Raw genomic sequence first — 7,978 nt, 5'->3', positions numbered from 1 at the left:
ACGCCGCGAGCACCCCAACTCTCACCCATCCTCTTCAGACCCCCTGACTTTAAGAAAGCCCTGCAGGATTCGCGGGGCGGGTCAATGACACGGTAAGGTGTAGCGGTCCGTGCCATAGGCATTCGTGTGCCCGCACTGGTCATGCCTTCCGGCGTGCCCATCCCGGGGTGTAGTTCAGTTTGGTAGAGCGCCTGCTTTGGGAGCAGGAGGTCGCAGGTTCAAATCCTGTCGCCCCGACTACGGCACACATGCCGTGTGCCGCACGGACAACAGCGGGGCATGCCCGCAGTCCCCGAACCGACAACGCATCAGCAACAGGAGCCCATACGTGGTCAAGAGCACCGTCGAAGAACTGAACCCGACTCGAGTCAAGCTCACCGTGGAGGTGTCCGGCGAGGAGCTCGAGCCCAAGATCAAGGCTGCCTATAAGAGCATCGCCAACCAGGTTCAGATCCCCGGCTTCCGCAAGGGCAAGGTTCCCGCCCCGATCATCGACCAGCGGTTCGGCCGCGAGGCCGTGATCCAGCAGGCCATCAGCGACGGCCTGCAGGAGTTCTACCAGGCTGGTCTGGCCGAGGCCGAGATCACTCCGCTGTCCCGCCCGGAGGTGGAGGTCGACGAGATCCCGGATCCCAAGACCAATGAGGGCGTGCTGAAGTTCTCCGGCGAGATCGACATCAAGCCGGTTGTGGAGCTGCCCGACTATGCCGGTCTCGAGGTGCAGATTGAGGCCAAGGAGGCCGATGAGGAGGCTGTGCAGGAGGAGCTGGACGCCCTGCGCTCCCGCTTCGGCACCCTCAAAGAGGTCGACCGCCCGGCCAAGACTGACGACTTTGTGACCATCGACCTGGTGGCCACCATCGGTGAGGAAGAGGTGGACAACGCCACCGGGCTGAGCTACCAGGTGGGTGCCGGCACCATGCTCGAGGGGCTCGACGAGGCCCTCGACGGACTCTCTGCCGGAGAGGACGCCATCTTCACCACCACGCTCTCCGGCGGTGAGCACTCCGGCGAGGAGGCCTCGGTGAAGGTCACCCTCACCGCGGTCAAGGAGCGCGAGCTGCCCGAGGCTGACGATGAGTTCGCCCAGCTTGCCTCCGAGTTCGACACCATCGAGGAGCTCAAGGCCGATCTTAAGAAGCAGGCCGAGTCCACTGTGCTGGAGAAGCAGGGAGTGGAAGCCCGCGACAAGGTCCTCGAGAAGCTGATGAGCCTGGTCGAGGTGCCGGTCCCCGCATCGGTGATCGAGGAGCAGATCAGCCAGCACTTCACCTCCCAGGGCCACTCCGAGGGCGACTCCCACGACACTGAGGAGCACCGCACTGAGATCCGGGAGCAGACCGAGGAGGCCTTCCGCAACGAGATCGTGCTCGACCTGATCGCCGATAAGGAAGAGATCGGCGTGGACCAGGCCGAGATGATCGAGTACATCGTGGCCACCGCCCAGCAGTACGGCATGGAGCCCAACCAGTTCGCCCAGATGCTGGACCAGGCCGGCCAGGTGCCCATGATCATGGGCGAAGTCCGCCGCCGCAAGGCCCTGGCCAAGGTCCTGGAGCTGGCCAAGGTCACCGATTCTGAGGGCAACGAGGTGGACCTCACCGATTTCGTCACCCCCGCCGAGGAGCAGGAGGCTGAGCAGGAGGCTGAGCAGGAGGCTGAGCAGGATCAGGACGACGCCGCCTCCGCCCCTGAGTCCGCCGAACTGCCCGCCGAGGCTGAGCAGACTGCCGAAGAGGCTGAGGAAGACTCCGAGTCCAAGTAAATCTCACCCCCAGCGAACGCCCCGTCTGCTCTGAGCGGATTGGGGCGTTTTGCGTGTGAACGGCCTCGTCCCTCTCAAGTAATGTCGTAGCAGAACCCGTCACAAGGAGGAACCTGAATGTCTGAGCAGTTGCCCACCGCGGCCTCGAGCGTAGACCCCGCGTCCCAGGAGAACTACATCTACAACCGGCTCCTCAAGGAGCGGATCATCTGGCTGGGCTCCGAGGTGCGCGATGACAACGCCAACACCATCTGCTCCCAGATGCTGCTGCTCTCCGCCGAGGATCCCGAAGCGGACATCAACCTCTACATCAACTCCCCAGGTGGTTCGGTGACTGCCGGCATGGCTATCTACGACACCATGCAGTTCATTCCCAATGACGTGGTCACCATCGCCACCGGCCTGGCCGCATCTATGGGACAGTTCCTGCTCTCCTCCGGCACTCCCGGCAAGCGCTACGCGACCCCGCACGCCCGGATCCTGATGCACCAGCCCTCCGGCGGAATCGGCGGCACAGAGTCCGATGTGCGCATCCAGGCTGAGCTGATCAAGCACATGAAGCAGGTCATGGCCGAACTCACTGCCGAGCAGACCGGGCAGAGCGTGGAGACCATTCTCAAGGACAACGCCCGCGATAAGTGGTTCACCGCTGAGGAGGGCCTGGAGTACGGGTTCTTCGACAAGATCGCCCAGCGCTCCTCCACCGTCTCCGGCGGCGGCGGAGTCTGAGGACCAGTACGACGCCGCCAGCCCGCGCACACTTCACCGGCCACCAGTTCTTCACAGGAGACATTGAGATGAATTTTGACCTCAGCCAGACCCCGCAGGCCCTGCCCACTGCACCGGGCACCGTGGACTCCCGCTACATTCTGCCGCAGTTCGAAGAGCGGACCCCCTACGGGTTCAAGCGCCAGGATCCCTACGCCAAGTTGTTCGAGGAGCGGATCGTCTTCCTCGGCGCCCAGGTCGATGATGCCTCGGCCGATGACATCATGGCCCAGCTGCTGGTGCTGGAGTCCATGGACTCGGAGCGGGACATCACCCTCTACATCAACTCGCCCGGCGGGTCCTTCACTGCGATGACCGCCATCTACGACACGATGCAGTACATCCGCCCGCATGTGCAGACGGTCTGCCTGGGCCAGGCTGCCTCAGCCGCTGCCGTGCTGCTGGCCGCCGGCACTCCCGGTAAGCGGTTCGCCCTGCCCAATGCGCGGGTGCTGATCCACCAGCCGGCCATCGGCGGCTCCCGGGGAACCGCCACCGATCTTGCCATCCAAGCTGATGAGATCCGCCGGATCCGCACCTGGATGGAGGAGGTGCTGGCCCAGCACACGGATAAGACTGCTGAGCAGGTCAGTGAGGATATCGACCGCGACAAGTTCCTCTCCGCCGCCGACTCCAAGGAGTACGGCCTGGTGGACGAGGTGCTCTCGAGCCGCAAACTCCCGGTGTGAGGCGCAAGCGAAGCGATGTGCCGACTTCAGGCGTGATGCTCGGCGCCACTGCAGCCGAGCGAGAGGCGAGCGGGACATGAGCCCGCCGCCGGGACAAGCGCTGTGTGAGTCGGTGCGGGAGGATGTCCGGGGTCTGCCGTAGGCTTGATGGAGTTCCCGAAATATCTGCACGGTGAGAGGGTTTCCCGGCTATGGCCCGAATTGGTGAGAGCACCGATCTGCTGAAGTGTTCCTTCTGCGGCAAATCGCAGAAGCAGGTGCGCTATAAGCTGATCGCCGGTCCCGGCGTGTACATCTGCGATGAGTGCATCGAGCTGTGCAACGAGATCATCGATGAGTACCTCAACGAGGTTCAGGAGACCACGGAGGTTGAGCTGCCCACTCCGCGGCAGATCAAAGAGTTCCTGGACGAATACGTGGTGGGCCAAGACAAGGCCAAACGGGCTTTGGCCGTGGCAGTGCACAACCACTACAAGCGCATCCACTCCACCGGCTCGGCCTCCAAGACGGCCTCCCTGGAGAAGGGGCCCTTCGATGAGGTGGAGATCGGCAAGTCCAATATCCTCATGGTGGGCCCCACCGGCTCCGGCAAGACCTACTTGGCCCAGTCCCTGGCCAAGAAACTGCAGGTCCCCTTCATCGTGGCCGATGCCACCAGCCTCACCGAGGCCGGCTATGTGGGTGAGGACGTGGAGAACATTCTGCTCAAACTCATCCAGGCTGCCGATGGGGACGTGAAGAAGGCTGAGCAGGGCATTGTCTACATCGATGAGATCGACAAGATCTCCCGGAAGTCCGAGAACCCCTCCATCACCCGGGACGTTTCCGGAGAAGGTGTGCAGCAGGCCCTGCTGAAAGTCCTGGAGGGCACAGTGGCCTCAGTGGCTCCACAGGGCGGGCGCAAGCACCCCAACCAGGAGTTCATCCAGATCGACACCTCCAATGTGCTCTTCATTGTGGCCGGTGCCTTCGCCGGGTTGGAGGAGATCATCGAGTCCCGCTCCGGCCGCAAGGGTCTGGGCTTCGGTGCCCCGCTCTCCAGCATCGTTCCCGGGGAGGCCAGCTACGCCGATGTGGAGCCGGAGGACCTGCACAAATTCGGCCTCATCCCCGAGTTCATCGGGCGCCTGCCGGTGGTGGCCACTGTGGAGGAGCTGGACGAGGCCGCGCTGACCGATATCCTCACCAAACCCAGGAACGCCCTGCTCAAGCAGTACCAGAAGATCTTCAGCATCGATGATGTGGAGCTGGAGTTCGAGGAGGACGCCATCGCTGCGGTGGTGGAGCAGGCCCAGGCCCGGGGCACTGGCGCCCGCGGGCTGCGCTCCATCCTGGAGAATGTGCTCAACCCCATCATGTTCGACCTGCCCGGCCGGGACGATATCGCAGCGGTGACCATCACCGGCGAGGTTGTCCGGGAAGGCGCAGAACCGGTGATGGTCACCCGCGCCGAAGCCAAACGACTGCGCAAGAAATCCGCATAACCCTGCATCCTCCTGACGCTATGGCTCTGACCGGGCCTTTTGTTTGGGAGAGATGAGTCCGGGCGCTTCCCTTTGTGACTGAGGAGTACTAATGTGCTCCCTAGAGATATGATGCAGGTCACCTCGAGGACTGACGAGGAGGAGGTGTTGTACCCGTGAAGCGAAACTGGTCCCGGGCTGCGGCAGCCGCCGCAGCCGCCACGATGGTGCTGACGGCCTGCGGCGGGGAAGATGATGTCCCCGTGCTCACCTGGTACATCAATCCTGACGACGGCGGCCAGCAGGCGCTGGCCCAGCAGTGCACTGATGAGGCTGAGGGTGCCTACCGGATCCAGACCTCCCTGCTGCCCAATGATGCCCCCGCCCAGCGGGAGCAGCTGGCCCGCCGGCTCGCCGCCGGGGACTCCTCCCTGGACATCATGTCCATCGACCCGCCCTTCATTCCTGAACTGGCCGAACCGGGCTTCCTGGCCCCGGTGCCTGAGGACGTGGCTGAGCGCACCACCGAGGACACCCTCGAGGGTGCCCTGGCCGGGGCCATGTGGAATGACGAACTGGTCACCGTCCCGTTCTGGGCCAATACTCAGATCCTCTGGTACCGCGAATCCGTGGCCGAGGCAGCCGGCCTGGACTTCAGCGAACCGGTCACCTGGGACGATCTCATCGAGGCGGCCCGGGATCAGGGCAAATACCTCAGCATCCAGGGCATCCGGGCTGAGTCGATGACCGTATGGGTAAACAGCCTCATGGAGTCCCAGGGCGAATCGATCCTGGTGGATCCCTCTGCGGGTGCTGAGGAGCTGGAGACCAACCTGGAGTCCGAGGCTGGGCAGCGGACTGCGGAGATCATCAGCACTATCGGTTCCGAGCAGCTGGCGGGGCCCGGCGTGGCCTCCCTGGATGAGAACCAGTCCATGCTCATGTTCCAACGGGACAACGGCTCCTTCATGGTCAACTGGCCCTTCGTCTGGCCGGCCACCAATGCCGCGGCCGAGGAGGGCAGCGTTGATGCCGATCTCCCCGATGACATCGGGTGGGCCGAGTATCCCAGGGTGGATCCCGACATCCCCGCAGCCCCGCCGCTTGGTGGGATCAATCTCGGGGTCGGTGCCGAATCTGAGCATCCGGAGCTCGCCTTCGAGGCCATCGAATGCATCGTGCGCCCCGAGAACCAGACCGAGTACTTCCTCACCAACGGCAACCCGCCCTCCTCAGCCTCAGCTTTCGACGACCCCGCCATTGAGGAGGACTTCCCGATGGCGGAGACCATCCGGGACGCCTTGGACCATGCAGCTCCGCGGCCGCAGACCCCGTATTACAACGAGATCTCCGAGTCCATTCAGCTTAACTTCACCCCGGTCTCCGGTGTCGACGCCGAGCGGACCCCCGCCAATACCGCCCAGTACATCCTTGACGTCCTGCGAGGGGAGCGCCTGCTATGAGCACCGCCGCAGTACCTGCCACCAAGCGGGGAGTCAAAGCCGGGAAGCCGGTGAAGTCACAGCGCACCAAAGCAGAGGCCCGGCTGGGCTGGATGCTGGCTGGCCCTGCGTTCGTGGTCATGCTGGCGGTCACCGCCTATCCGATCGCCCAGGCCACCTTCGACTCACTGTTCTCCTACCGGCTGACCACCCCGGATGAACGCGAGTTCATCTTCCTGGACAACTACCTGCTGCTGTTCTCCGACTGGACCTTCTGGCGGGCCTTCCTGGTGACCCTGCTGATCACCCTGGTGACGGTGGCCATCGAGCTGGTGCTCGGCTTCGCCCTGGCTCTGGTGATGCACCGGGCGCTGAAAGCCCTGCGCGGAGCCCTGCGCACCGCCATCCTGGTGCCCTATGCCATCATCACCGTGGTCTCTGCCTTCGCCTGGTACTTCATGTTCGATATCAACTCCGGGTTCGTCAATAACTGGTTCTCCTGGGTGCCGGGGATCAGCGCCGACTTGGACTGGTTCGGCAACACCTGGACTGCCCTGTCGATCATCATGGCCGCCGAGATCTGGAAGACCACACCGTTCATCGCGCTGCTGCTGCTGGCCGGACTTGCCCAGGTCCCTGGTGAGCTGGTCGAAGCCGCCAAAGTGGACGGGGCAACCCGCAGCCAGCAGTTCACCCGGGTGATCATCCCCAATATGAAGGCCGCGATCATGGTTGCCGTGCTCTTCCGGGCGCTGGACGCCTTCCGCATCTTCGACTCGGTGTTCGTGATGACCGGTGGTGACCAGAACACCGAGGTGCTGGCACTGCTGGCCTACCGGCAGTCCATCTCCCGGCTGGAGATCGGACTGGGCTCGGCGGTCTCGGTGGTGCTCTTCGCCTGCGTACTGCTGATGTGCTTCATCGCCGTCAAGCTCTTCAAAGTTGACCTGGCCTCCGGCACTGACCAGTCCCAGGCCAAGGCCAAGAAGGGCGGTGCGGAGCAGTGAATCCCAAGACCAAATCCCGGCTCGGCTGGACCGTGGTGACCGTGCTGGTGCTCGGCTATTCGCTGTTCCCCGTGGCCGCCATCTTCGCCACCAGCTTCAAGACCCCCGGTGATCTGGGCAACCAGACCTTCCTGCCCACCAGCTGGACCTGGCAGAACTACGAGATGATCTTTGTCGGCGACGCCCAGGGGCTGTTCCTCTCCGCACTGCGCAACAGCATCGGCATCGCCCTTATCGCCACCTTCATCGCCGTGGTGCTGGCCACCCTCTGCGCCTACGCCATCGCCCGGCTGGACTTCCCCGGCAAGCGGATCATCCTCGGCGCAGCACTGGCAGTGTCCATCTTCCCGGTGATCTCCGTGGTGACCCCGCTGTTCAACCTCTGGCGCACCATCGGCCTCTACGACACCTGGCCCGGGCTGATCATCCCGTACCTGTCCCTGACCCTGCCCATCTCCATCTGGACGCTCTCGGCGTTCTTCCGGCAGATCCCCTGGGACCTGGAGCAGGCCGCCCAGGTGGATGGGGCCACCCAGTGGCAGGCCTTCCGCAAGGCGATCGTGCCGCTGGCGGCCCCCGGGGTGTTCACCACTGCGATCCTGGCTTTCTTCATCGCCTGGAACGACTTTGTCTACGGCATCTCACTGACCTCCACCGAGGCCGCCCGGCCGGTACCGGCCGCCCTGGCCTTCTTCACCGGCGCCAGCCAGTTCGAGGAGCCCACCGGGGCTATCTCGGCGGCGGCGATCGTGGTGACCATCCCCGTCGTCGTCCTGGTGCTGCTGTTCCAGCGGCGTATCGTCTCCGGCCTGACACAGGGCGCTGTCAAGGGTTAGAAAGGACA

7 protein-coding genes and 1 tRNA gene are annotated in these 7,978 nt (G+C 63.9%); all 8 read left to right on the top strand.

Annotation, left to right across the window (positions count from 1 at the left end; translation table 11 throughout):
• The first annotated feature begins 163 nt into the window (after positions 1–163).
• The 8 genes from GNZ21_RS00210 (at position 164) to GNZ21_RS00175 (ending at position 7,970) form a co-directional block, all read left to right on the top strand.
• Positions 164–237 (top strand) — tRNA-Pro (locus GNZ21_RS00210).
• Between the two features lie 91 nt (positions 238–328).
• Positions 329–1,765: a trigger factor gene (tig, locus tag GNZ21_RS00205; RefSeq protein WP_157320227.1), complete on the top strand. Its 1,437-nt coding sequence runs from the start codon at positions 329–331 to the stop codon at positions 1,763–1,765.
• Positions 1,766–1,882: 117 nt separating this feature from the next.
• Entirely contained in the window at positions 1,883–2,494 is a 612-nt protein-coding gene (locus GNZ21_RS00200) for an ATP-dependent Clp protease proteolytic subunit (protein WP_157320224.1), read from the top strand.
• A gap of 68 nt (positions 2,495–2,562) precedes the next feature.
• On the top strand, positions 2,563–3,222 hold the full coding sequence (locus GNZ21_RS00195; protein ID WP_157320222.1) for an ATP-dependent Clp protease proteolytic subunit: 660 nt from the start codon (positions 2,563–2,565) through the stop codon (positions 3,220–3,222).
• A gap of 191 nt (positions 3,223–3,413) precedes the next feature.
• A complete protein-coding gene (clpX, locus tag GNZ21_RS00190) occupies positions 3,414–4,706 on the top strand; it encodes an ATP-dependent Clp protease ATP-binding subunit ClpX (protein WP_157320220.1) in 1,293 nt (430 codons plus the stop codon).
• A gap of 203 nt (positions 4,707–4,909) precedes the next feature.
• Positions 4,910–6,148, top strand: coding sequence for an extracellular solute-binding protein (locus GNZ21_RS00185; RefSeq protein WP_157320237.1), 1,239 nt, complete (start codon positions 4,910–4,912; stop codon positions 6,146–6,148).
• The gene (locus GNZ21_RS00180) at positions 6,145–7,134 is read left to right on the top strand and encodes a carbohydrate ABC transporter permease (protein WP_157320218.1); all 990 of its coding nucleotides are present in this window, start codon (positions 6,145–6,147) and stop codon (positions 7,132–7,134) included. Before GNZ21_RS00185 ends, GNZ21_RS00180 begins: the two co-directional genes overlap by 4 nt.
• Positions 7,131–7,970: a carbohydrate ABC transporter permease gene (locus tag GNZ21_RS00175; RefSeq protein WP_188503789.1), complete on the top strand. Its 840-nt coding sequence runs from the start codon at positions 7,131–7,133 to the stop codon at positions 7,968–7,970. Before GNZ21_RS00180 ends, GNZ21_RS00175 begins: the two co-directional genes overlap by 4 nt.
• Positions 7,971–7,978: the final 8 nt, after the last annotated feature.

The organism is Nesterenkonia alkaliphila (assembly GCF_009758175.1).
GTDB classification, from domain to species: domain Bacteria; phylum Actinomycetota; class Actinomycetes; order Actinomycetales; family Micrococcaceae; genus Nesterenkonia; species Nesterenkonia alkaliphila.
The sequence above is the reverse complement of the archived record's forward strand: the minus strand, read 5'-3'. Positions and strand labels throughout refer to the sequence as shown.

Bases quoted from the DNA above. Each gene is read 5' to 3' on its own strand.
- GNZ21_RS00200 (WP_157320224.1), top strand. From the start codon at position 1,883: ATGTCTGAGCAGTTGCCCACCGCGGCCTCGAGCGTAGACCCCGCGTCC.
- GNZ21_RS00195 (WP_157320222.1), top strand. From the start codon at position 2,563: ATGAATTTTGACCTCAGCCAGACCCCGCAGGCCCTGCCCACTGCACCG.
- clpX (WP_157320220.1), top strand. From the start codon at position 3,414: ATGGCCCGAATTGGTGAGAGCACCGATCTGCTGAAGTGTTCCTTCTGC.
- GNZ21_RS00185 (WP_157320237.1), top strand. From the start codon at position 4,910: ATGGTGCTGACGGCCTGCGGCGGGGAAGATGATGTCCCCGTGCTCACC.
- GNZ21_RS00180 (WP_157320218.1), top strand. From the start codon at position 6,145: ATGAGCACCGCCGCAGTACCTGCCACCAAGCGGGGAGTCAAAGCCGGG.